The organism is Dellaglioa sp. CoH-56-MRSF-13 (genome assembly GCF_056782095.1).
This window is the reverse complement of record NZ_JBXAYC010000003.1, coordinates 227,614-252,719: the sequence shown is the minus strand read 5'-3', so window position 1 is coordinate 252,719 and position 25,106 is coordinate 227,614. Positions and strand designations below refer to the sequence as shown.

At 35.7% G+C, this 25,106-nt stretch carries 25 protein-coding genes and 1 tRNA gene; 1 reads left to right on the top strand and 25 read right to left on the bottom strand.

The features are described from left to right. Nucleotides 1-77: 77 nt before the first annotated feature. From secG to rpoN, 9 genes are all read right to left on the bottom strand, one after another. Entirely contained in the window at nt 78-323 is a 246-nt protein-coding gene (gene secG / locus AC1RP1_RS04940; RefSeq protein ID WP_409022224.1) for a preprotein translocase subunit SecG, read from the bottom strand. A gap of 87 nt (nt 324-410) precedes the next feature. Further along, nucleotides 411-1,958, bottom strand: coding sequence for a ClC family H(+)/Cl(-) exchange transporter (locus AC1RP1_RS04935; protein ID WP_481761443.1), 1,548 nt, complete (start codon nt 1,956-1,958; stop codon nt 411-413). 134 nt (nt 1,959-2,092) lie between these two features. Then, the gene (locus AC1RP1_RS04930; RefSeq protein WP_481761444.1) at nt 2,093-2,413 is read right to left on the bottom strand and encodes a bacteriocin immunity family protein; all 321 of its coding nucleotides are present in this window, start codon (nt 2,411-2,413) and stop codon (nt 2,093-2,095) included. 161 nt (nt 2,414-2,574) lie between these two features. Further along, nucleotides 2,575-3,903, bottom strand: a complete 1,329-nt coding sequence (gene eno, locus AC1RP1_RS04925; RefSeq protein WP_481761445.1) for a phosphopyruvate hydratase — start codon at nt 3,901-3,903, stop codon at nt 2,575-2,577. 113 nt (nt 3,904-4,016) lie between these two features. Continuing rightward, complete coding sequence (gene tpiA, locus AC1RP1_RS04920) at nt 4,017-4,772, bottom strand: triose-phosphate isomerase (protein WP_481761446.1); 756 nt, start codon at nt 4,770-4,772, stop codon at nt 4,017-4,019. A 54-nt stretch (nt 4,773-4,826) separates the two neighbouring features. After that, complete coding sequence (locus tag AC1RP1_RS04915; protein WP_409022217.1) at nt 4,827-6,017, bottom strand: phosphoglycerate kinase; 1,191 nt, start codon at nt 6,015-6,017, stop codon at nt 4,827-4,829. A 105-nt stretch (nt 6,018-6,122) separates the two neighbouring features. Beyond that, nucleotides 6,123-7,142: a type I glyceraldehyde-3-phosphate dehydrogenase gene (gap, locus tag AC1RP1_RS04910; protein ID WP_409022216.1), complete on the bottom strand. Its 1,020-nt coding sequence runs from the start codon at nt 7,140-7,142 to the stop codon at nt 6,123-6,125. Between the two features lie 60 nt (nt 7,143-7,202). Beyond that, nucleotides 7,203-8,231 carry a sugar-binding transcriptional regulator gene (locus AC1RP1_RS04905; RefSeq protein ID WP_481761447.1) on the bottom strand — a complete coding sequence of 343 codons (1,029 nt, stop codon included), beginning with the start codon at nt 8,229-8,231 and terminating at the stop codon, nt 7,203-7,205. 229 nt (nt 8,232-8,460) lie between these two features. Beyond that, complete coding sequence (gene rpoN / locus AC1RP1_RS04900; protein ID WP_481761448.1) at nt 8,461-9,798, bottom strand: RNA polymerase factor sigma-54; 1,338 nt, start codon at nt 9,796-9,798, stop codon at nt 8,461-8,463. Nucleotides 9,799-9,865: 67 nt separating this feature from the next. Here rpoN and AC1RP1_RS04895 point away from each other — a divergent pair. Beyond that, nucleotides 9,866-9,937: transfer RNA gene (locus AC1RP1_RS04895), tRNA-Arg, on the top strand. 293 nt (nt 9,938-10,230) lie between these two features. On the opposite strand, the gene AC1RP1_RS04890 is transcribed toward AC1RP1_RS04895, so the two are convergent. From AC1RP1_RS04890 to AC1RP1_RS04815, 16 genes are all read right to left on the bottom strand, one after another. Next, a complete protein-coding gene (locus AC1RP1_RS04890) occupies nt 10,231-10,569 on the bottom strand; it encodes a hypothetical protein (RefSeq protein ID WP_481761449.1) in 339 nt (112 codons plus the stop codon). 515 nt (nt 10,570-11,084) lie between these two features. Further along, on the bottom strand, nt 11,085-11,390 hold the full coding sequence (locus AC1RP1_RS04885; RefSeq protein WP_481761450.1) for a hypothetical protein: 306 nt from the start codon (nt 11,388-11,390) through the stop codon (nt 11,085-11,087). A gap of 314 nt (nt 11,391-11,704) precedes the next feature. After that, nucleotides 11,705-12,076, bottom strand: coding sequence for an LPXTG cell wall anchor domain-containing protein (locus AC1RP1_RS04880; RefSeq protein WP_481761451.1), 372 nt, complete (start codon nt 12,074-12,076; stop codon nt 11,705-11,707). Between the two features lie 22 nt (nt 12,077-12,098). Further along, nucleotides 12,099-13,190, bottom strand: a complete 1,092-nt coding sequence (locus tag AC1RP1_RS04875) for a WxLIP family cell surface protein (RefSeq protein WP_481761452.1) — start codon at nt 13,188-13,190, stop codon at nt 12,099-12,101. A 31-nt stretch (nt 13,191-13,221) separates the two neighbouring features. After that, nucleotides 13,222-13,989: a WxL domain-containing protein gene (locus tag AC1RP1_RS04870; RefSeq protein WP_481761453.1), complete on the bottom strand. Its 768-nt coding sequence runs from the start codon at nt 13,987-13,989 to the stop codon at nt 13,222-13,224. 26 nt (nt 13,990-14,015) lie between these two features. Further along, nucleotides 14,016-14,603 carry a WxL domain-containing protein gene (locus AC1RP1_RS04865; protein WP_481761455.1) on the bottom strand — a complete coding sequence of 196 codons (588 nt, stop codon included), beginning with the start codon at nt 14,601-14,603 and terminating at the stop codon, nt 14,016-14,018. Nucleotides 14,604-14,633: 30 nt separating this feature from the next. Further along, nucleotides 14,634-15,374, bottom strand: coding sequence for a WxL domain-containing protein (locus tag AC1RP1_RS04860; RefSeq protein WP_481761456.1), 741 nt, complete (start codon nt 15,372-15,374; stop codon nt 14,634-14,636). A 66-nt stretch (nt 15,375-15,440) separates the two neighbouring features. Then, entirely contained in the window at nt 15,441-16,190 is a 750-nt protein-coding gene (locus AC1RP1_RS04855) for a WxL domain-containing protein (protein WP_481761457.1), read from the bottom strand. Nucleotides 16,191-16,248: 58 nt separating this feature from the next. Further along, on the bottom strand, nt 16,249-17,010 hold the full coding sequence (locus tag AC1RP1_RS04850; RefSeq protein WP_481761458.1) for a WxL domain-containing protein: 762 nt from the start codon (nt 17,008-17,010) through the stop codon (nt 16,249-16,251). A 25-nt stretch (nt 17,011-17,035) separates the two neighbouring features. Beyond that, nucleotides 17,036-17,752, bottom strand: coding sequence for a WxL domain-containing protein (locus AC1RP1_RS04845; protein ID WP_481761459.1), 717 nt, complete (start codon nt 17,750-17,752; stop codon nt 17,036-17,038). A gap of 86 nt (nt 17,753-17,838) precedes the next feature. After that, nucleotides 17,839-20,403 carry a hypothetical protein gene (locus AC1RP1_RS04840; RefSeq protein ID WP_481761460.1) on the bottom strand — a complete coding sequence of 855 codons (2,565 nt, stop codon included), beginning with the start codon at nt 20,401-20,403 and terminating at the stop codon, nt 17,839-17,841. Between the two features lie 327 nt (nt 20,404-20,730). After that, nucleotides 20,731-21,939: an Ig-like domain-containing protein gene (locus AC1RP1_RS04835; protein WP_481761461.1), complete on the bottom strand. Its 1,209-nt coding sequence runs from the start codon at nt 21,937-21,939 to the stop codon at nt 20,731-20,733. Nucleotides 21,940-22,212: 273 nt separating this feature from the next. Next, the gene (locus AC1RP1_RS04830) at nt 22,213-22,539 is read right to left on the bottom strand and encodes an LPXTG cell wall anchor domain-containing protein (protein ID WP_481761462.1); all 327 of its coding nucleotides are present in this window, start codon (nt 22,537-22,539) and stop codon (nt 22,213-22,215) included. Nucleotides 22,540-22,561: 22 nt separating this feature from the next. Continuing rightward, entirely contained in the window at nt 22,562-23,650 is a 1,089-nt protein-coding gene (locus AC1RP1_RS04825; RefSeq protein WP_481761463.1) for a WxLIP family cell surface protein, read from the bottom strand. Nucleotides 23,651-23,681: 31 nt separating this feature from the next. Then, nucleotides 23,682-24,473 (bottom strand): WxL domain-containing protein, encoded by a 792-nt coding sequence (locus AC1RP1_RS04820; RefSeq protein WP_481761464.1) that lies wholly within the window; start codon nt 24,471-24,473, stop codon nt 23,682-23,684. 26 nt (nt 24,474-24,499) lie between these two features. Further along, a complete protein-coding gene (locus tag AC1RP1_RS04815; protein ID WP_481761465.1) occupies nt 24,500-25,105 on the bottom strand; it encodes a WxL domain-containing protein in 606 nt (201 codons plus the stop codon). Between the last annotated feature and the right edge of the window lies 1 nt (nt 25,106).

Sequence of the window (25,106 nt, the reverse complement as noted above, 5' to 3'; positions counted from 1 at the left end):
TATTATTAATTTTATTTTATTTCTAAATAAAAGCCTCCTGCTGCAACAATTGTTTGCACAGGAGGCTTTCTTTATTATTATTTTGAGGCCAAATAGACAAGTCCTAGAGCTAGACAGAAAAATAAAACGCCCAAGACAAAGGTTACTTTTTGCATAAATGCTTCGAATCCACGTGGTTTTTGTTTGCTAAATAAATCGTCAGCACCACCACCGCCACCAGATAAAGCACCTGAAGCGTTATTTGTTTTTGCAGGTTGCATCATAACAGCGATAATCATTAAGACTGAAACGATGATAATTAAAATTGTTAGTATGTTAGTCAAATCATTTACCTCCTTAACCCAATTACGTAATCTATATCTATACTAATTTAGCACAGTTTGCATTAATTTTCCACCGTTATTATTTTATTAAAGTGATTCAAATCCGGATAATGTATCCATTTCTGTCTTAAGTTTAGGTCGATTTTGGTGCTCAGTCAAAAGAACTAATGTATCTCCTGCTTTTAAAACCGTCACACCATGTGGAATTAATTGCTTTTCACCACGTCTAACCGTGATTAATAAGCTATTTTCAGGCCAAACTACTTCTGAAACTTTTTTATTTTCTAAATTTGATCCAGCAAAAATAGGCGTCTCAAGTCGGTCCTTTTTACCGCCCAAATCAATTTCATTTTGACCAATTAATTTTTTAAGTAAAGAATCGTAGATAGGTGCGCCGCCTAAAATATCAATAACTAAAAATGAAACTAATGAAATAATGGCTAGTGGCATTAAGTGATGTAAACTACCCACCATTTCCGTAACTAATAAAATAGCTGTAAAAGGTGCTTTACCAATTCCAGCAAAGTACCCGGCCATTCCAAAAATAATAAAATCAGTTATATATTTAGCTGGTAACAACCCTAACATTATCATAACAGTTGCATACCCAGCGCCAATAATAGCGCCTAATGTTAGAATAGGCAGAAAAATACCACCTGGTAATCCAGAACCATAGGATATCATTGAAAAGATAAATCTTAAAAGAAAGAGTCCCAATAAAACGGTCAATGATTTACTTTGAACTAGACTTAAAATAATCTCATTACCGCCACCTAAAGTTTGTGGTAAGTATAATCCAATCGGAATAACTAAAATAAAAGGGACAATTGAGCGATAAAAAATCGGAATTTTATGTAGAATATTATATAAATCAGTCGATTTAAGTAATACGTTTTGATACAGATAGCCTAGGAGGCCCAAAATAAGCCCTAAAGCAATCAAATGCCAGTATTGTAACAATGATAAGGTCTGAATATCCATCATTTGTAGCGCCGGTTTTAGACCGAAAAAATGCAATGAAATATAATTGGCTGAAATTGAACTAGCTAATGCTGTTGTCCAAATCAACGGTGAAAAATTATGATACACTTCCTCTAATATAAAAAGCGTACTCGCAATTGGTGCATTAAAAGCTGCGGATAGACCTGCAGCGCCACCACCTGCAATCAGAATGCGGCGTTCCGATTCAGTATGTTTAGTCATCTCTGCGAATCCTTGTCCGACTGCTGCACCTAGTTGAATAGATGGGCCTTCACGGCCGAGGAATAGCCCTGATCCAATGCCTAAAACACCACCGATAAATTTTCGCCATAAAACTGACCACCAACGCATTTCAAGATTACCAGCAAGCTGGCCCTCTACTTGCGGAATACCGGATCCCATAATATTTGGCTCTTGCTTCATTAGTGTTCCAATACCTAGTACCATAGCTAGACTCAAAAGAATCATTGGAAACAGTAACCACATATTCTGATTAATTGCCTGGTAAAAATAGATAAAGACTTTAAGCACATAAATAATAGCTAACCTAAATAGACTTACAACGATACCTGTAACGAGCCCAATTAATAGCCCTCTTAAAATAAATATGAGATTAGTTAAATTCAATCGCTCTTTGATACCTTGTTTTGTCATAAAACCATACACACCTCTTCATTCTATTAGTATATGCTAAAATCCAATTATTTGCTGAACTCATTAGTAACAAAAAAAGAATTATTCAACTATTGAATAACTCTTCTTAAAAACTAGCATAATCTAATGATCACTTAAGGATGATAAATCATACTCATAGCTATAAGTCCCCAGCCTAAATTTTTTTTAAATAAACCGGTTGTCGAAATTTCCATATAAAATCGACCAACGTCAGCACTTAACTTTATTTTATTTTTTAAATTACTTACAGCCAATAAGCGCAACGACTCCGCTAAATCAGCGACTGCCTTCTCGAAGTACTGCCCACGCTCAACTTTATTTTTAAAATCAACTAATAAGAGACGTTCCTCATTTGTCGTTTCTTCGTTTAAAATAAGATCATAAACTTTTGATGTTAGATCATCTTGTATTGTAATACGCTCTGATTTTTTCATACACGCTCACATTCCTAACTATAATTTCCAACATCTAAATTATACAACAATAAGTTTTACCTTTCAATATAGTGCGTCCTATTATAATACAAAAAAGGTCCCACCTAAAATCAAATTAGGTAGGACCTTCTTTCAATCAGAAACGCTTAATTCATAAAGAATTATTTGTTAACGATTGTATCGCGAGCATCTGAACTCAAGTTGTAGAATGAGTGGATACCTTTGTATTCTGATGTTTCTTCTAAGTTATCTTCAATTCTCATTAATTGGTTGTACTTAGCGATACGATCAACACGGCTCAATGAACCAGTCTTGATTTGGCCAGCATTAGTTGCAACAACTAAGTCAGCGATAGTTGTATCTTCAGTTTCACCTGAACGATGAGAAACGATAGCTGTATAACCAGCTTCTTTAGCCATTTCGATAGCTTCCATTGTTTCTGTAAGTGTACCGATTTGGTTAACTTTGATAAGGATTGAGTTTGAAACGCCCATTTCGATACCTTTTTTAAGGTAGTCAGTGTTTGTAACAAATAAATCATCCCCAACTAATTGAACTTTGTTGCCCAATTTAGCTGTCATCATCTTCCAGCCTTCCCAATCGTTTTCATCCAAGCCATCTTCAATTGAGATAACTGGGTATTTGTCAACGATTGCTTCAAGGAATTCAACCATTTCTTCAGAAGTATAATCTTGGCCATTTTCGCCTTCATATTGTAATCTATATTTGCCAGTTTCAGCATTGTAGAATTCTGATGAAGCAGCATCAAATGCGATAGCAATATCTTTACCAGGTTTGTAACCGGCACGTTCGATTGCTTCGATTAAGATTTCAAATGGTTCTTCATTGTTCTTAAGATCAGGAGCGAAACCACCTTCATCACCAACAGCAGTAGAGTAGCCTTTTTCAGCTAAAATCTTTTGTAAGTTATGGAATGTTTCTGAACCCATACGTACAGCTTCTTTGATAGAAGGTGCGCCAACAGGCATGATCATGAATTCTTGGAAATCAACACTGTTGTTAGCATGTGATCCACCATTGATAACGTTCATCATAGGAGTTGGAAGGACATGTGCGTTAAATCCGCCTAAGTAACTGTATAAAGGAACTTCTAATTCATCAGCAGCAGCACGAGCAGCAGCAATTGAAACACCTAAAATAGCGTTAGCGCCCAATTTACCTTTGTTTGGTGTACCATCTAATGCGATCATAGCTTTATCAATACCAACTTGATCAGTAACATCATATCCAACAATTTCTTTAACGATAATGTTGTTTACGTTGTCAACAGCTTTAGTAACGCCTAAGCCCATGTAACGAGATTTGTCGCCATCACGTAATTCAACGGCTTCATGTTCACCAGTTGAAGCACCTGAAGGAACAATTCCGCGGCCCATTGCGCCGTCTTCTGTGTAAACTTCAACTTCAACAGTTGGGTTACCGCGTGAATCTAGAACTTCGCGTGCATAAATATCTGTAATCATTGACATAAATTTGTACTCTCCTTTAAAAACGTTTTTTGGCGGGGATACAATAACACCCTTACCATTATTTTAATAGTTTATTGATTCATTTTCAATCTTTTTAACAGCTAAAATACGAATTATGCTTTGAAGTTAACAAGGTCTAAGTATGAAGCAGTTTCCATACTTGCGCCACCAACTAAACCACCATCAATATCGTCTTTACCCATTAATTCTACGACGTTACCAGGTTTAACTGAACCACCGTATTGGATACGAACTTTATCAGCAACTGTTTGGTCATACAAATCAGCAACTGTTTTACGAATTACTGCACAGATTTCTTGTGCTTGGTCAGAAGTAGCTGTTTCACCAGTACCGATAGCCCAGATTGGTTCGTATGCAATAACTGCAAGATTAACTTGTTCAACAGATAAGCCTCTTAATGCAGCAGAAACTTGTCCAGCAACCCATGATTCTGCTTCGCCGGCTTGACGTTGTTCTAACGTTTCACCACAGCAGATAATAGGAACCATACCATTATTGAAAACAGCATGTGCTTTTTTGTTAATATCGTCATCATTTTCGCCGAAGTATTCGCGACGTTCTGAATGACCAATAACAACATAGTCAACACCCATTTCAGAAAGAACTTTTGGTGAAGTTTCACCAGTAAAAGCACCTTCATCTTCAAAGTATGCATTTTCAGCAGCAACTTTTAAGTCAGTACCTTTAGCAGCATCAAGTAATGTTTGTAAATCTACTGCAGGAGCAGCAATAACAGATTCAACATCGTCAAACTTTGGTAATTTACCTTTAAGACCTGCTACGAATTCAGCAGTTTCTTTAGGGCCTTTGTTCATTTTCCAGTTACCAGCAATAATTGGTTTACGCAAAATAATAACTTCCTTTCGTTAATAGACGGTTTCTTACGACAATTTAATTAAAAATTATTTTGTTGTAATAGCAGCAATACCTGGTAAAGTTTTACCTTCAAGGTATTCAAGTGAAGCGCCACCACCAGTAGAAATATGAGTTAATTGATCAGCAACACCTAATTGTTGAACAGCAGCAGTTGAATCACCACCACCAACGATTGTTGTAGCTTCTGATAAAGTACCCAAGAATTTACCGATTTCAAGTGTTCCGTTAGCATAGTTGCTCATTTCGAATACACCCATTGGTCCGTTCCATACAACTGTTTTAGCATCTTTTAAAACATCTTTAAATTCTGCAACAGATTTAGGTCCGATATCCAATGCCATGTAACCGTCAGGAATGTCACCATCAACAGTTTTGTGTTCAACATCGTTATCAAATTTTTCAGCAACGATTGAATCAACTGGTAATACTAATTTGTCGCCAGCTTCTTCAATGATTTGTTTAGCTAAATCAATTTTGTCTGTTTCAACTAATGATGAACCAATCTTCATACCTTTAGCAGCGTAGAAAGTATAAGTCATACCACCACCAACGATAACTTTGTCAGCTTTTTTAAGTAAATGAGAAATAACACCAATCTTATCTGAAACTTTTGCGCCACCTAAGATAGCAACAAATGGACGTTTTGGTTCGTCAACAGCTTCACCTAAGAATTTGATTTCTTTTTCCATTAAGAATCCAGCAGCAGCTTGTTCCATGTTGCTTGAGATTCCAACGTTAGAAGCATGTGCACGATGAGCTGTACCGAAAGCATCATTGACAAACAAGTCGCCAAGTGAAGCCCAGTATTTACCTAATTCAGGATCGTTTTTGCTTTCTTTTTTACCATCTAAATCTTCAAAACGTGTGTTTTCCATTACTAAAACATCGCCGTCTTTCATTGCTGCAATTGCGTCTTCTAATTGAGGACCACGTGTAGCAGGAACAAAAGTAACAGGTTTGTTTAATAAGTTAGATAAACGTTCTGCAACTGGACGTAATGATAATTCTTTTTTGTCTTCTTCAGTCTTAATACGACCAAGATGAGAAAGAAGAATGGCTTTACCACCATTTTCAGTTACATATTTGATAGTTGGTAATGCAGCAACGATACGGTTATCATTACCAATCACACCGTTTTTAATAGGAACATTAAAATCGACACGAATTAAAACTTTTTTGTCATTTACATCTAAATCTGAAACGATTAATTTAGCCATTATAATAGCCTCCTGTGTAATTTTGATTAAATAAAAAGGCAGAGGGAGTATTGCGTCCCTCCGCCTAAGCATAGTTATATGCGGTTTTAAAAAAGTTTAACTAGATTATGCTTCTAAGCTAGCAAATTTTTCTAATGTACGAATCATTTGTGCTGTAAAGCCAGATTCGTTATCGTACCAAGCAACAGTTTTAACCAATTGGTTAGCGCCAGTACCAGTTACTTCAGTTTGTGTTGGGTCAAAGATTGAACCAAAACTTGTACCAATGATATCTGATGAAACGATTTCGTCAGCATTGTAACCAAATGATTCGTTGTTTTCAGTTCTTGCTTTAATAGCAGCATTTACTTCATCAACTGTAAGATCTTTTGATTTCAAGATTGTAACCAATTCTGTCAATGAACCAGTAATAACTGGGACACGTTGTGCATGGCCATTCAATTTACCAACAAGATCAGGGATTACCATACCGATAGCTTTAGCAGCACCAGTAGAATGAGGAATTGTGTTACCTGCAGCAGCGCGTGCAGCACGTAAGTTTCCACCACGGTCAGGACCATCTTGTAATTTTTGTGTAGCTGTGTAAGCATGAACTGTTGTCATTGTACCAACTTCGATACCGAAAGCATCGTTAACAGCGCCAGCAAGTGGTGCTAAACAGTTAGTAGTACATGAACCAGCAGAAGCAATCTTAGTATCTGAAGTTAAAATGTCATCATTTACACCGTAAACGATTGTAGGCATTTTACCAGCAGGAGCTGAGATTAATACACGTTTTGCGCCAGCTTTAATATGAGCTGAAGCTTTTTCTTCTGATGCGTAAAAACCAGTTGATTCTAATACGATATCAACATTATTGTTTTTAACCCAAGGAATATTTGATGCATCTGCTTCTGCATATACAGGAATTTCCTTACCATTAACAACAATACCATTATCTGTTGCGCTAACTTCTGCGTCGAAGTTACCATGGGCTGTATCATATTTTAATAAATGAGCCAACATTGATGGAGAAGTTAAATCGTTGATTGCTACAACTTCGATGTTATCTGAAACTTCAGCAATACGACGGAAAGCTAAACGACCAATACGGCCAAAACCGTTAATACCAACTTTTACTGACATACTTAAATTTCCTCCTTTAGGAAATGAAGATTTATTTATTTTAAAAAGCGTGTTTGCACACTACTTTTTTAAAATCGAGTTTGCGGCACCCTCATCCGTGATTAACCACGTCTGTTTAGGTGCAAGTTTCATGTATGCCACAATTGCTTCGGCCTTAGAATGGCCACCTGCAACTGCGAAAATACATTTTATGTGCGTGAGATCCTCTATTTGTAAACCGATACGAGGAATCCTATAAACGACCTTGCCTTGAGCATCAAAGAAATATCCGAATGCCTCACCTACAGCTTTGTCCTCTTTCAACATGTCTATTATACCACTAGACATGTCACGACGCTTAGCCATATGCATTGCTTCTCCAATACTGTGAATTACAGCATTGCTTTCCTTGATTAAGTTCAAAACTTCTTGAATGCTCGGTTCTTCAAGAAGAGGCTCGTACGTTTTCTCACTTAGTTGTTCAGGTACATACAAGGCTCTATGTTTGCCGCCTGTGTGTAATGCCATCTTACCACTAATCGAGTTGGCTTGTATATCTACTGATTCACCAACACCACCTCTGGCTGGTAAAAAAGTTAAATCGCGCTTAATTGAAAGACGTGTTGTCAACTGATCAGCTACTTGAGCCATCGTTGTGCCACCCATTACCGCAATTAAATTTTTACCTTCTGGCAATAAGAGTGCTAACTTAGCAGCTAGACTCTTACCCATTGACTCTAAAACTTTAGGTTGTTCATCGGAATCGCCTGATACAATCAAACAATGTTCAATGCCTAAAATTCGACTCAACTCTTGTTCATCCTGTCGAACACCAACTAAATTATCCATCACTTTTTCAAGGCCATGTAGTACTGATATACCTCTATCCGTTAGCGTCATTCCTGACTTACCAACGACGATAAGTTCTTGCTTACGCAGAAAATCTGTTTCGGTTCTCATAACGCGTTCGCTTAGATTTAAAGTTGCTGCCAACATTCTGCGACCAACAGGCATCATCCATTCAATCTGTCTTAAAACAAAATATCTTTGTTTTAAAACTTTAATCATGTCTGGTGCAATTGCTTCGATCCACTCTAATTCATGATGCATACTGCACCTGCTCTCTTATGGGGCATTATTTGTCCCACAGTGTCGCATTATGACCCATTAATTCTAAAAAAACAAAGCACGATAACATTCTGCATTAATCAAAGTGTCTTCATACCTTTATTACAAGACAAATTATATCAGGTTGTTTCATACTTTGCAAGCACTTCAAACGACTATCTGCCATGTCAGCAATTGACGTTTGATATATGAGATAAGGTCATAATTGTTCCTAATCCTTGTAGCGTTTTCTTGCTGATGACGATGGAATGTTCAGGTTTTCACGATATTTTGCAACTGTTCGTCTCGAAATATCGATGTTTTGTTTCATTAATTGTAAAACTATTTTTTGATCAGAGAAAGGTTTCGTTTTATCTTCAGATTCAATCAAAGTCTGCATAGTTGTCATAATCGTTTTTGAAGATAGCTCTTCAGCATTCTTTTTGTTCTTATTTGCGATTTGTCCAAAGAATGATTTTATTTCATAAACACCAGATTCTGTTTCAATGTACTTATCATTAACGGTTCGACTAATTGTTGATTCGTGAACACCTAAAGCGGCTGCAACTTCCCGTAAAAGTAATGGCTTAATTGGTTTGGTTTTATCAGTGAAGAAGTCAGCCTGATATTTCAAAATATATTGTCCTACTTTTAAAATGGTATCGCCTCGTTGTTTCAAGCCATGAACTAGCCATTCATATTCCCGTTTCTTTTCAGTTAAATATTTGATTACTTCAGGATCTTGGTCTTTTGACATATCATCAAAATATTTTTGTTGAAAAACAACTTCAGGCTGTGCACCGCGAACTTTGAATAATGTTAATTCATTATTACTTTTTTTCAAAACTAAATCTGGATAGATTTTACCAATTCTAGTTGTCCCAAATCCTGCACCTGGATTAGGTGATAATGTGCGAACAAAATCTGATATTTCTTGAATTTCTGAAAGATTAACACGATATTTTTTTGCTATGTCCGACCATTTACGATCGACAAAGTTATCAAAATCATCTTTTATGACTGTATATGCCAATTCAGGCGCTAAATCGTCAGAATCAATCTGTAACATTAAACTTTCTTGTAAATTACGTGCACCAACACCGGGCGGATCTAAGCGTTGAATCAAGGTTAACGCATCTAATAACATAATGGGTGGTATTCCTGATTCTTCTGCTAAATCATCCAAATTAGCATTAAAATAGCCCGTCTGTTCAATATAATCTACTAAGTAAAGAACAACCTTTCTAAGCGGTGTTTGACGCATCGTTAGATAAATTTGTTCCAATAAATAATCCAATAAAGATTGTGATTCATCATCACTGACTGAATTCATATAATCAGTATCACCATTTGTTGTTAGATTAACTTTATAACGAGACTCCCCTGCTTGGATTCTCTGATTGTCGTCAACAGCTTCAATCAAAGGGTTTTCCATCATTTTTTCAGTGACAAATTCTTGTAAATCTTCTATATTATATTGCAACATTTTAATTGATTGTTGGAGCTCTGGTGTCATTGCCAGTTTTTGAATTTGCGTTTGTTGTTGCTTAAATTTCTGTTCAATAGCCATTATTTCTCAACCTCCGCTTTCGTTACTTGTTTTTTTTACGTAATTCAGCTAAACTATTAACTATACTGCGCCGTTGGTGTAATGGATAGCACGTAAGATTCCGGTTCTTGAGCTGAGGGTTCGACTCCCTCATGGCGCATCGTTAAAATTAAAATATTTTCTTTTGAAAAACCTTATATGTTGATATAAGGTTTTTTGTTTTCGCTTACATTAATTATATATCATGTTTCTTAAGATAGCCATGGCGTTCTTACCACACTACAAAATATAATAAGCAACATAGTAGAAAAAAATTAGTTCAATCAATAATAAATTAAAATCGTTAATATAGTTGGATTGTAATCGTTACCATTACGTTTCATAAAAAATAAATCCTACCTCAATTAAGAGATAGGATTTTCTGTTTAGCTCTTTTTACCGTAATCACCCATTTTAATACGAAGTCATTTTTGGGAATTTAATCATAAAGAAGATAGAAATAATTGACCCAATGTAACAAGCCCAAACTAACGGGTCTGTATAAACCAAATTTGATAGAGTTACATTTAAAATCACATTAAAAATTGATAGTATTATAATACCACGATATTTACATAATTTATTCTGTAATAAAATCATAATTATCTCAATGTTCCCTACTAATAACATGAATACATCTTCACTATAGAATTTACCTGAAAGAGCATGAACAATCATTATAATTGCAAGAATCATTAATATTATATTTAAACTGATTGCTATTATTTTTGAATTGATTACTTTTCTAATCATTTAGTTTCTCCTGATTTATAGTATTTACATATAAAGAACAGTGAAATCAAAATAGCTACCAGGAAGGATTCTAATGTAGGAAGATAACAATCATTATTAATCTCAATGATCAACATAATTGCGTTTAATACAATATTAAACATTGAAAGGATTACTATTATTATTTTATCGAAATAATTAAATTGGACAATCAGCATAAAAAATTGTAAAAGAACGATTATACTTGATACTGAAAGGAATAGATCTATATGTTGACTTCCCATTCCGCCTAATGAAAATGCAGTATCAAGAAATAAACTAAAAGTTTCTATAATAAATATAATATTAAAAAATGAATGTAATACTTTGGAATTTTTTAAAAGTTTCAACATTTTTAGCTCCTTAATATGATGTTATTTTATGAATATAAATAGGGTTAAATGAACCCGCAGCATAATATGGCTATTCCTTTATTTTATATACCTCAACATATTTACCTTTTCCCGAATGTTGATGAAAAATTTGATTTTCCTACTCTAAAAGAAATTTCTAAAACTTAAATAAATTACTATAATAACATCTAGAAATACCCAATACATTAATAATAAGTATTTAAATTTAGGTACTAAGTACTTATTATGCCTTTTAATCATTACATCTAATAAATACGTAATAGTATATATAATACCCATTCCAAATAATAATAAAACACCTAAAACAAGTAACCCATCACCATTATTTAAGCCAATACCATTTCTATGGATATATCCATCTATGATAAATATAAAGGGTATTATTTGTATCCCGATAGTCGCTAATATTTCTATATATATTTTTCCCATACTATCCCCTTTTAATATTTTGTGAATATACTGTGGGATAAAACTACCCTTAAATGCTATTACTTTAATCTATTTTTTCATTAACAACATTTTTATGCTATCATAATTTCAACATTACTTCAAAGTGATTTAACCATAACGTTAATCTAATTTAATATTTAAGCAAAAACCCAACCTCTTAAATTAAGGGCTCTGTAATATATTTATCAACAACAGTTGTAATAGAACCTTTAATAAATATCGCAATAAAAAAAGAGTTTTTCCTCGTATTTTTACGAGGAAAAACTCTTTTTAGTTAAACTATTAAATTTTAATTATTTTGCATAATTTCTTTTAAACCAGCCAACTAATCCCATAGCTAGCAACAGAACAAGGCCCATCATTGATAGTCCTGATTCTTTCATTTCACTAGTCTGAGGTAAACTGGTTTGACCTTTTGCTGCATTTTTTAAGACAGGTGTTTTCCCATCCGGTGTTACCTGTGAAGTTGTTGGCGTCGTGGGGGACGTTGTTGTTGGTCTTGTTGTCGGTGTGGTTGGTTTCGTTTTCTCTGGCATTTTACCAACGAATTCGATTCCAACCTCACTAGTATAACTAGCCGCTTCTGCAGTATTACCGAATGCACCTAAACTAAAAGATAACCCCAAAAGACTAATTATTAAAACACTCATTAGTTTTTTTCTCATAACCATACCTCGTCTATTTTGACTACTTATCTTCTTTTTTATCAGTTTGTAATTCTTCTAGAATTTGTCGTTTTGCTTCTGCGACAGCTTCTTCTTTATCTTTTTTGTTACGACGACGAACTAAGAACCAGATGAGCAACAATAGAAGTAATAGCAAGAAGATTCCTGCAAGGATATACCACATTGTGTAATCTTTTTCTAAGTCAACCGCTTTTTCGTTCAATTTATCTGCCGTTGCGCCATCAATTGTGAAATATTCTGTCCATTTCCACTTATGTACCCCAGAAGTCGCCGTCATTTCTAAACGGTACTTACCAGGCTTAAAGGGTTGGTTATCCCAGAAAATGCCATAATTAAAGTTTGTATTTGGAGCCATTGTCATATTCGAAGTGGTTGAAGCATGTAGTGCTTTATCACCATTTCTTGAATAGACTTTTCCATCAACTTTCAGGTTACGGATTGGTGTTGTTGTTGGATCTTGTAAGTTTACCTTCAATGTATTACGGAAATTAACTGATCCGGGCTCAATCTTAAGTAATTTCATATCAGGCTTAACAACATCGTCAGTTTCAGTTAACGTTGTCCCAATAACAAAGGCATAACGGTTTTTAATTTGAACGTTACTCTTTGATTTTTTTTCACTATCTTTGTTAATTTTTTCATAGAAGTACAAGCCACCGTCAATTTCGCCATTGAATTTCTTAGCGGGCATTGTGATATGGAATGTATGCTCAATGCTTTTCTTAGCCGGTACTGTCACTTCTTTATCTGACTTAATGATTGAAGATAGAGGGTTTACCATTGTTTTATCAAGTTTTGGTTTCACGTGACTGTATTCAACCACTCCGTTATCATTTGTAATCGCTGTATTTGCTTCAGCCATTACAGTAACATCTTTGTTAGTCGAATTTTTTAATGTGACAGTAATGTCTTGCTTTTGGTTCGGTTTCATTTTTAAATTAAAATACGTTTGGCGCTTATCAATTTGGTTGTTTGGAATATTTGCAGTAACAGCAAAGTTCATTTCAGCAGCATTCGCTTTTTGAACTTGTCCACTAAATATAACTAATCCTGCCACAAACGCCATAATGATTCCAAAAAATTTTTTATTCAATGTAAAAATCCTCTTTCTTCTCAAATTAACTTTATGGAGCCGCCGTCAATGTCCAGTTTAATGTCGACGTATATGTTTCACCAGCTACTTTTTCAGCCGGGCCAGGCACATCCAATCTCGCTGATTTATTACCTGTTGTTGCATCACCCATTGCTATTGTCCAGGTCCCTGTGGGATTAGTATTGGCAGTTGGATCTACTACTTGATATGATGCACCGTCACCTTTTAATAATATACTATCGGTAAATAAACCGGCATCAGGATCTCCGTTATCTGTTTTCGATGCTACATTTTTTATTGTAAGCACAGTACCCTTAAGTTCATTAGCACCACTTTTAAATGATGTGTTACTAACCGTCAACGACCAGTTTCCTGTCGTATTATTTGTAACCTGAACGTAATTAGGTACATCCCTATAATCTGCATCCGTGAGCTTATCTATAACCCACTCACCTGTAGCTTCATCACGATGTCCTGTTAAATCAGCTACTTTATCAAAAGCAGCATAATAAGATTTTTTATTTCCTGAAATTTTCTGAGTACCAAAATGTAAATCAGAAATATAATCTATCCTCAGGTCACCAGTAGTTGGCGTAACTGGATTAATTGGTTGTACTGGTTTTGTCGGATCTAATGGATCAACTGGACCAGACTTTGCAAGTAATGTTAAGTTAGCCGCTGTGGTTGCAGTTTTTCCATCAGGCGCTACTGCTGCATCAGCCACTGAATTTCCCATTATTGAAATTGCAAGGAGGGGGACAATGGCTACTACTAGTCGTAAGTTTTTTTTCAAGCTCATTGTTTTAACCTATCCCTTTCTGCATCCTATAATGGTGCGTCGTTTAACGTCCATGTAATTACTGATGTATATTTTTCTTTTAATTTAGTTGATGCACCAGGTACGTCTAAGGTTGCCTTAGTAACAGGTAACGTGTTAGTACCCATACCCATGTCTTTAGCTGCATCTACTACTGCAACACTTTGACTAGATCCGTCTAAAACCATATCCGCTGTTGGTTGGGTAGCATTATAACTTGCCCCATTATTATTAGAAACAGTTCCAGGCGTCAATGTTAACTTAGCCCCAGCTAATTCTTTTGAGCCGGTAAACTGTGTGTTGGCAACTGTTAATTTCCAACCTTCATTTGAACCACGGTTGTCATCAACAACGATAGAATCTGTAATAGTAGCTGCATCATATTTTGCATCTGATCCACTAATTTTTTGATCTCCAAAATCAACACTTGGTGCCTTTGTCAATTTAATTTCTCCAGCTCCAGTAGCAGGATCAGCTACAAAGTTGACATCACCTGATGAAGGTAATGTTACATCAGCAGCATGTACTGCTGGTGCTACTGTTGAAAACAAAGTAACGGTTAAAAGTGCTGCTGTTGCAATTGCTGTTTTCTTCATAATTTATTTCCCCTTTTGTTAACCCAATTTTTATAAGTTTGCGTCTGTTAATGTCCATGTTAAATCTGTTGTATATATTGTTCCAAGATTTTTAGCTGTTTTACCAGGTACTGTTAATGAAACGGCTTTAGCTTTAGCATCTTTACCAAATGAATCAGTCCATGTTCCCATTCCTTGACCGTCTGTAGCAGTAACAACCTTAACATCGCTACCAACTGTAGGAGCAACGACACTATTATTATCTTTATCACCAATTATTGATGGTGTTGTTGTCGCATCCATATTTGTTGAATTAAATGTTTGATCTTTCATACTCAATTGAGCACCAGTTAATTCTTTTGTACCGTCAGTAAATGCGCCTTCTTGCTTAACATTAACTGTCCAACCAGCATTTGATCCACGGTTATCTGTTACTTGTAAGTAGTTAGCTACTTCTTTTGCTGTTCCTTTAGAATCTGTTATTTCAACAGGAGCTGCGTAGTAAGTTGTATCACTACCAGAAACTTTATTTTTTGAACCAAAATCAAAGTTTGAAACATAATCTAATGATAATGGACCATTTGTTCCTGGGTTAATTGGAGGGTCTGTTGGGTCAACTGGATCTGTTGGATCTGTTGGATCAACTGGACCTGTTGGATCTGTATTATCTGTAAAACCAACGCTACCTTTTGTTGGAAGTGATCCTACTGTTGCTGCATTTACAGCTGGTGCTGCAATTAAACCTAATGTTGTTAATACGATTGCGCTTGTTACGATTTTAGTTGTTTTCATTTTAATTTCCCCTTTTTTTAATTCCCTATTTTTTTGTAGCCTATTAGAAAGTGATATGACTTAATTTTATAAACCAGCGTCTGTTAATGTCCATGTTAAATCTGTTGTATATGATGAACCGACCGTTTTAGCTGAATTACCAGGTACTTTCAATGAGACAGCTTTACTTGCTGTATCTTTTGTAGCATCAGCATCGTAGACACCAAATGAATCTGTCCAAGTCCCCATACCTTGATCCTTACCAGCATCTAAGACAGCAACGTCAGCACCAATTGATGTTGTAATTGTAGCTTTAGCTATAGCTGGATCTGTTGTTCCGCCAATATTTTTAGAATTTAAAGTTTGTGTTCCCATACTTAGCTGTGCGCCATCTAAATCAGTCTTACTATCGTTAAATTGTTTTACTTGTTTAACTGACAATTTCCAGCCTTTATTTGATCCACGTTTATCTGTTACTTGTAGGTAGTTAGCTCTTGTAACTTCTTTACCATCTTTATCAGCTAATTTAACAGGTGCAGCGTAGTAAGTTGTATCGTCTCCAGAAACCTTATTTTTTGAACCAAAATCAAAGTTAGAAACGTAATCAATTGATAATGGGCCAGGTGTTCCTGGTTGAGGATTATCTGGGTCTGTTGGATCCGTTGGGCCTACTGGGCCTGTTGGATCCGTTGGATCAACGGGTGTTGTTGGATCTGTATTTTCCATAAATCCAACCTTACCTGTTGATGTATAATCTGCAGCATGTACTGCAGGTGCTGCAGCTAAACCTAATGTTGATAAAATAATTGCGCTTGTAACGATTTTAGTTGTTTTCATAATTTATTTCCCCTTTTAATTAATAACCATTTTTATTTTTTATTGACTAATTTAGATTTTATAAGTTAGCGTCTGTAAGTGTCCATGTAATATCTGATGTGTATTTTTCTGCAACTTTTTTACTATCACCAGGGATAGCTAATTTAACAGAAGCTTTGGCTTTAGCAGCATCTGTTGTTGCGTTACCAAAGGATTCAGACCATGTACCAGAACCTGCGCCATCTTTTGCTTGCATAACAACTTTGTCCCCTGATGTAGCTGAAATGTCAACGCTATTTGTTAATGTTGGTTTTGGTTTTGATGCGTTATTATCAGCATTAGTTGCTTCAGGATTAGATAACGTAATTGTTGTCCCATCTAATTCTGATTTTGTTGTTTCACTTGTAAATGCTTTTGCTTGTTGAACAGTAAGTTTCCAACCTGCTACTGTTCCACGGTTATCTGAAACTTGTAGGAAGTTTGCAAGATCTTTATCAGCTCCGGATGCATCTTTAACTGTCACTAATTGAGAGTCATATGTTTCGTTGTTACCTGACATCTTTTGAGCACCAAAGTTAAAGTTAGAAACATAATCGATTGATAATGGGCCACCAGTACCTGGATCTGTTGGGTTTGTAGGATCTGTTGGATCAATAGTATGTCCAGGATCTGTTGGATCCGTAATACCAGGATCTGTTGTACCATCATTTTTAGTCAATTCAATTTTACCGTGTGATGTATATGTTTGTGTTTCAGATGCATGAGCAGTTGTCATAATGGCACCTGTCACACCTACGCCTAATAATGTACTTAATAATAATTTACTTGAATTTTTCATCATTTATTTCCCCTTTATATAACCTTTTTTATAAGTTAGCATCTGTCAAAGTCCATGTTAATTCAGACTTATAAGCCCCTGCTACTTTGTTTGATTCAGCTGGAACAAGTAATGACACACTTTGTTTGGCAGCTGTATTATCTTTACCAAAACGGTCTGTCCATGTTCCCATACCTTTGTCGACCTTGGCTGTCATCACAGTAACTGCTTTGCCATCTGGATTGATGGCTGCTTGACTAGCTGTCGGCTGACTCATATTACTACTTCCGTTAGTTGTTCCATTCATTAACGTAATAATCGTTCCATCTAATTTATTTTTACCATTCATAAATGGATTGGTCTGTGCAACAGTTAGTTTCCAGCCTGCGTTTGAACCACGATTATCCGTTACTTGAACATAGTTTGGATATTCCCCAACCTTACCGTTTTTATCAACTAACTGGTCAAGTTGTGCATAATAAACACTGTCTTTACCAGAAATTTGTTGTTGACTAAATTGTAAGTTCGAAACGTAATCAATTGATAATGGTCCATCTGTTCCAGGATTAACTGGTTTAACCGGTTTTAACGGATCAGTTGGATTTGTTGGATCAACTGGCGGTGTACCGTCAGTATTTTTCACGAATTCAATAGTTGCATGCGACTGATAATTCACTGTTTCGCTTGCCAAAGCTTGCGTTACGGTAAAACCAGCCGGTACCATACTACCTAAAAGAACTCCCAAAATTAACTTTCTTTTTATCATCGTATCTACTCCCCTCGTCAGATTTTGATGTTTTTATAATATTAGCAAAATGCTAATGATTAACGTTAATTAAGCAAGGATTAGGATTAAGGCGCATCCGTTAGTGTCCATGTTATTTCCCCTGCATACTTACCTGCTTTAAGTGACATGTTGCTTCCATTAAGTTCAGCAACAACACCTTTATCGGCTGCCCAAGTGACATCTTTAGTTTCTTCTGTCTGACCTGAACCAACCTCTGTACTACCAGTATCTAAATCTTGTGCAGTTCCAGTTGCATCTATATATTTCAAAACACCTTTCAATGTGTTAGATCCATCTGTTAAAGGTTTTGAAACGCTAGCCTTCAATGTCCAAGCTGTTTTGCCTAGATTAGAAATTGATACAGTATTTTCAGCAGTACGTTGAAGATTGAAATTTTCTCCACTGTAAGGCAACATTACCCCATCTTTTGAACCAAAAGTCATTTCATCAGAGGCTGCAGTAATTGCTAAACCACCACCTGCAACTGTGATCTTAATCGTTTTTTCAACACCCTGAGCATTTACAATAACTGCTTCATAGTCACCAGCACTAGAAGTTGGTGTAAGTGTCGTTGATTTAACTGTAACTTTAGAATCAGCACCAGTTGATAGTATCCAACCTTTAGCCGAACTCTCTGTTAATATGAACTCATTTAATTTAGTCTCTGTTAATCCCGAGATAGATTTACTGTCCGTACTAAAATCCTTAGCGTAAACTACAGAATCACCATCAACGACGGTATCACCATCTATTACATTGACAGGAACGGCAACTTTAGCAGTTTCATTAGGTGTCACATCCGTATCCGTCAAAATCATATCTTGTATATAGAAACCAACTTTTGTGTTATCAAGTGGTTTATTTGATGGATTTGTAGGATCAATTTCTAATGTATGTTTATTAGTATTCATAATTGTTAAATCTTTGATTAATTTTGTTTCATCTATTGTAACGGTTCCGCCAACATCAATTTTTTGTGGAATAGCAGTTGCACCCAACTTGAATAAGTTGACAGTTACGGTAACTGGTTTTAATTGTTCGGTACCTCCAGCATCAATCGCAGTTACTATAACTTTATTTGCACCTACTTTTAATTTTGTAGGGTCAATCTTTGCAGAATAATCGACACCATCTTTTGTTGTTTCATAAGTATTCTCTGCTGGCGATGATATTGACCCATCTGGATACTTAATTTGAATGTATCCCTTTGTACTATCTTCATCTGAAACTTTACCTACAATTTTAAATGAATCTGTTTGATCCGCATAAGCATTAATTGTTGATGGTGTTACAGTTGCAACAGGTGGAATACTTGGTGTCGTTTCTTTATAAGTTAAGTAAGAACCTGTCGTTAATGTTTCTCCTGGGGCTAACGTTTTAGGATTAGCTTTTATTACAAAAGCACTATCTCCCTTAAACGGAGTATCTGGCTGACTAATGTCGTTGATAGCTATAATTTTATCAAGCACTGATGTCTCCATTCCAGTTCCTACAGCTCCACCTTTGAAATAACTACTTATATTTGATATATCTAATATACCAGTACCGGTAGCTTTCCCAGCTGAATAATTAGTCCAACCACCCAAGCTAGTATTATTACCGGGATCCTTCAATCTGTAATTCAAGGTATGTTTATCACTTACCATTTTAAATCCATTGTTAGGTCCCAAACTTTTTACAGGGACGTCATCCTTATCAACCAAAGTATCGACCCCCTGAGCTGCACCAATAGCTCGAGTTGCAGTATCATTATTTGTGATACTGAAATAACTATATATACCACCTGCTGCATCATACATTTCTTCAAATGTATAGCTCACCTTATATGTTACATCGTACATTGTAGCTTTGAATCCAGTACCATCATTATTTTTATAAAGATGGTAATCTGTAATTGGTCCAAGTTTTACAGCACTTTCAATTGTATTAGGCGTCGTGTTACTTTCTGCTGCATACCCATATCCACGATCTTTTGGAATAGCATTATTAATGATAATTCCATAAGACTTTCTTGGATTAGGATTTCTTCCACTGGCACCAACCTTCGTAAATGCCCAACTAGATGCATTACCCTGTTCACTGTAAGAATCGTTATTTGTCAGCGCACTTGGTTGGAAATTAAATGCTGCATTACCAAAATATAAAACAGGAGTCGCTGTATCATCTGCTTTTCCCGCGTTGTTTGTTGGAACACCATTTACTAACTTCCCGCCTCCTGTAAGTGACACATACTCATTTTTAGAATTTGATGCCACATCGGTAGTACTCCACTGAGTATTAATGGCCCCTTGTGATGGACCAACATAACCAGCAGCTGGTACTGCTGTCTCACTTTTTTTAGTCGTTGCTACTTTTTTTGTTGGTGCTTTCGTTACTTCTTCTTTAGTTGCTACTTCGCTTGTTATTTCTTCTTTTGTTGCTTTTATCGATGTACTTTTTTCGGTTGTTTTTTCAGAAGATGCTGTTTGAGGTTTAACGGTTTCATCTAGCTCTTTAGCTTGGACAGAAGTTCCTGGGCCCTCATTGTTAACCACGTTAACAATGCTACCTGTCATCACTCCTGCTAAGATAATTCCCGTCATTAACGTTGCTGAGATTCGTTCTTTTTTATTACTGTTATGCCCTTTCATTGTTTAGTCCTCCCCCTATAGTTGCTGCCTATTTATACCTAACATTACTATATTTAACTCATTAGTCTAGCTGATTAGTTGTGACCCCCTAGTCCCTCCTAATAGATTTATTCGTTAACTTAGCTGTAACCTAATCGCAAACTTATTATCTGGTTACTGCGACATAGCCAGTTTACCTATAATCTATTTAAATGTAAACATATTTTTTTAATTAAAAAATATTTATCTAATTTATGAAGTAACCGCTTTATCGATTTTGTTTTAATACAAAAGTAATTCATCAAAAAAAATGATGAATTACTTTTGCCAATTTACAGTTTATTTTGGTTACCCTTCACGAACTGGAACTACCGTTGCAAGACTTATTTCTGTCCCATTTGTTTCAGTTATATAAAGAAGTGTATAGGCTCCTTGTTCTGGAATTTGTACAGAGAAACTAAGATCTGACTGTACGACTGTTCTAGCAATTTCATTACCGCTTGCATCAGCAATAATAATTGTATTTCCAGCTGTTTCTCCAGTACCTGTTAAATATTTATCACTTTGATAATAAGAATCAACAGTTGGTTTAGCAATCGTAACATCTTTATGCTTAACTACCGTAGTTTTCACATCACTCCAACCAACACCTGTATTCTGACGAACACTAACTGTTGTATCTTCATGTTGTTTAGGAATAGTAACTTCGTAAAGTCCATTTTCATCAACGATACCTGTCCCTATAACTTTATCGCCAACTTTAACTTCAATTTTAGCACCTGGAACACCACGACCTGATACCGTTGTATCTGTATCAAAAATTGTTTCAACGGTTGGAATTTCTTTCAAAAGTGCCCAACCCGGGTCTAGGTGATATGTTGGCAACGTGTCAGAAGCATTATATGAACCCAACACGTCCCAATCAATTGGCGCACCATTTTTTACTAAACCACTATTAAATATATAACTTGAGTTATTTTCTGCGTCCGCTACTCTGATACCTGTATCTGTTACCATTTGCCCAATATCAAGAGATAAATGAACTTTGAAGTCGGCAAATGCAATCCAAGAATGAGATGGATTTTTGATTCGTAATGTTTTACCATTATCCTCAACTCGGATATCATTTTTATTATACGTATATTTACTTCCGTTATTAAATTGGAAATTTCCTGTTATATAATTATTGAACGAATCATGGTTAAAAAGTGGAACTAACTCTGAAGGAACTGACAAGACATAGTCTGTCGATTCATTAATTCCTGCCGAAATAATCGACTTTCCTTCATAATCAAAATCTAATGTACCTGTTGTCACTGTATTATTACCTTGTAAGTGTAGACCACTTGCACCCGTTCCAGATACTTTCATTGAGCCTCTTGTAATAACACCTAATTCTTTCGTACCTACTTTAGCTGTCGCCACCTGCTTTTCATGGTTACTAGCATCTACGGAATTATTAGCTACCCCTAAAATCATTACTGAATTCAATAATCCAACCACCGCTACCGTTTTAATCACATTCTTCTTTGTCTGACTCATTTCTACTTTGTTCATTTTATTCATCTCCTCTATTTTGGTTTATAAACAATTATTTGATACAGGCCCTCCATAAAAAAATTAGTTAGAGCATTACTAATACCTCCTTATATTTATATTTATTTTTTTATTAATACCTTAAACACAGCTTATCATGTTAACGCTTTCTTTTGCAAATTTAACCACTAGTATATTTTTAATTTTAACTAAATTGGACTTAGATAATAAGCAAAAAAAATAAGCTATCTTCATATAAATACGAAGGTAGCCTACTTTAATTTTAACTATTCTTTATTTTGATTGCTTTGAATCGTTATATTTAACCCATCCAATTAATCCTGCGGTTGATAAAAGAATAAATCCTATCATTGATAATCCTGATCCTTTTATTTCACCGGTTTGAGGTAATCTGTTTTGATTCGATGCAACATTCTTTGAGACAGGTGTTCTCCCGTCTGGATCTGGTGTCACCTGAGAAGTTGTTGGCATTTTACCTACAAATTCAATTCCCATTTCACTTGTATAACTAGCCGCTTCTGCGGTATTACCGAATGCACCTAAACTAAAAGATAACCCCAAAAGACCAATTACTAAAGTACTCGTTATTTTTTTCCCCATAACCATACCTCACCCATTTCGACTACTTATCTTCTTTTTCACCAGTTTGTAATTCTGATAAAATTTGTCGTTTTGCTTCTGCGACAGCTTCTTCTTTATCTTTTTTATTACGACGAACTAAGAACCAAATAATCAATAATACAAGTAGAAGTAAGAAGATTCCTGCAAGAATATACCACATTGTATAATCTTTTTCTAAGTCAACTGCCTTTTCGTTCAATTTATCTGCCGTTGCGCCATCAATTGTGAAGTTTTCAGTCCATTTCCACTTATTCACACCAGAAGTTGCCGTCATTTCTAGACGGTACTTACCAGGTTTAAAGGGTTGGTTGTCCCAAAAAATACCATAATTAAAATTCGTATTGGGAGCCATTGTCATATTCGAAGTGGTTGAAGCATGTAAGGCTTCATCCCCATTTCTTGAATAGACTTTTCCGGCTACCTTTAAATTACGAATAGGTGTTGTTGTTGGGTTTTGTAAATTTACCTTCAATGTATTACGGAAATTAACTGAACCTGGTTCAATTTTAAGTAATTTCATATCAGGTTTAACAACATCATCTGTTTCAGTTAACGTTGTCCCAATCACAAATGCATAACGGTTTTTAATTTGAACGTTACTCTTTGATTTTTTTTCACTATCTTTGTCGATCTTTTCATAGAAGTATAATCCACCATCGATTTCGCCATTAAATTTCTTAGCGGGCATTGTGATATGGAACGTATGCACAACACTTTTCTTGGCTGGAATTGTCACTTCTTTATCCGACTTAACAATTGAAGATAGAGGATTTACCATTGTTTTATCAAGTTTTGGTTTCACATGACTATATTCAACCACACCGTTATCGTTGGTTACAGCTGTATTTGCCTCAGCCATTACGACAACTGCTTTATTAGTCGAATTTTTCAATGTGACAGTAACATCTTGTTTCTGATTAGGCTTCATTTTTAAATTAAAATAGGTTTGGCGCTTATCAACTTGATTACTTGGAAGATTTGCAGTAACGGCAAAGTTCATTTCAGCAGCGTTCGCTTTTTGAACTTGTCCACTAAATAAAACCAATCCTGCCACAAACGCCATTATGATTCCAAAAAATTTTTTATTCAATGTAAAAATCCTCTTTCTTTTCAAATTAGCTTTATGGAGCCGCTATCAATGTCCATTTCAACGTTGATGTATAAGCTTCTTTTGTTTTCACAGTGGTACCAGGAACAAATAACGACACTGCATCGTTTCCTGTAGAGTTAGTTCCCGCTTTATCAGTACCCATAGCAAGTGTCCAAGTACCGAACGGATTATCACTATTACCATCTGTCGTACTAACAACCGAAACAGGAGTACCACCAGTTCCTGTAAGTTTAACGTTACCTGGTAAGTCCCCGCTTAGCCCTAAACCTGGATTTTCACTATGTGCTTCGATATTCTTAATATTTAGTACAGCACCTTTAAGCACGTTCCCGCTAGGACTTTTAAAAACAGTGTTACTAACACCTAATGACCAATTACCCGTTGTATTATTTGTGACCTGGGCGTAATTAGGTACATTATAATAATCTTTATCTGTTAGGTTTTGTGTGTCCCACACTCCACTTGAGTCACGACGGTTAGTCATGTCAGCTACTTTATCAAAAGTTGCATAGTAGGTTTTATTACTCCCCGAGATATCCTGTGCCCCAAAATGAAAACTAGAAATATAATCTATTCTTAAGTCTCCAGTTGTTGGCGTAACTTGATTGAGTGGGTGCACTGGTTTTGATGGATCTAACGGATCAACAGGACCAGACTTTTCAAGTAATGTTAAGTTAGCTGATGATATCGCAGTTTTTCCATCAGTTGCAACTGCTGCATCGGCTACTGAATTTACCATCATCGAAAATGCAAGGAGGGGGACAATGGCTACTGCTAGTCGTATATTTTTTTTCAAGCTCATTGTTTTAACCTATCCCTTTCTGCATTTTATAATGCTGCGTCTTTTAATGTCCATGTAATTGTTGATGTATATTTTTCATTTAATTTACTTGTTGCACCAGGTACTTCTAAAGTTGCTTTAGTAACAGGTAATGTGTTAGGCCCCATACCTTTATCTTTAGCTGCATCTACTGCTGGAACAGCTTTAGATGAACCATCTAAAAGCATAGTTGCTGCAGGATTAGCCACAAACTTTGCCCCATTACCATTAATAATTGAACCATTTGTTAAGGTTAACTTAGCACCATCAAGTGCCGTACCCGTTGCCGTGGCAAATTGTGTATTTGCAACTGTTAAATTCCAACCGACATTTGAGCCACGGTTATCATCAACTTGGATATTAGCATCCTCTGGTTTAGCGCCAAAAGACGTTTGTTCATAAGTTTTTGTTGATCCACTAATTTCTTGATCCCCAAAATCAACACTCGGTGCACTGATTAGCTTAAGTTCGCCTGCCCCAGTAGCTGGATTAGCTACGAAGTTAACATCACCTGTTGTGCCTTTTGTAATATCGGCAGCATGTGCTGCAGGTGCTAATGTTGAAAATAACGTAACTGCTAAAAGTGCTGATGTTGCAATTGCTGCTTTTTTCATA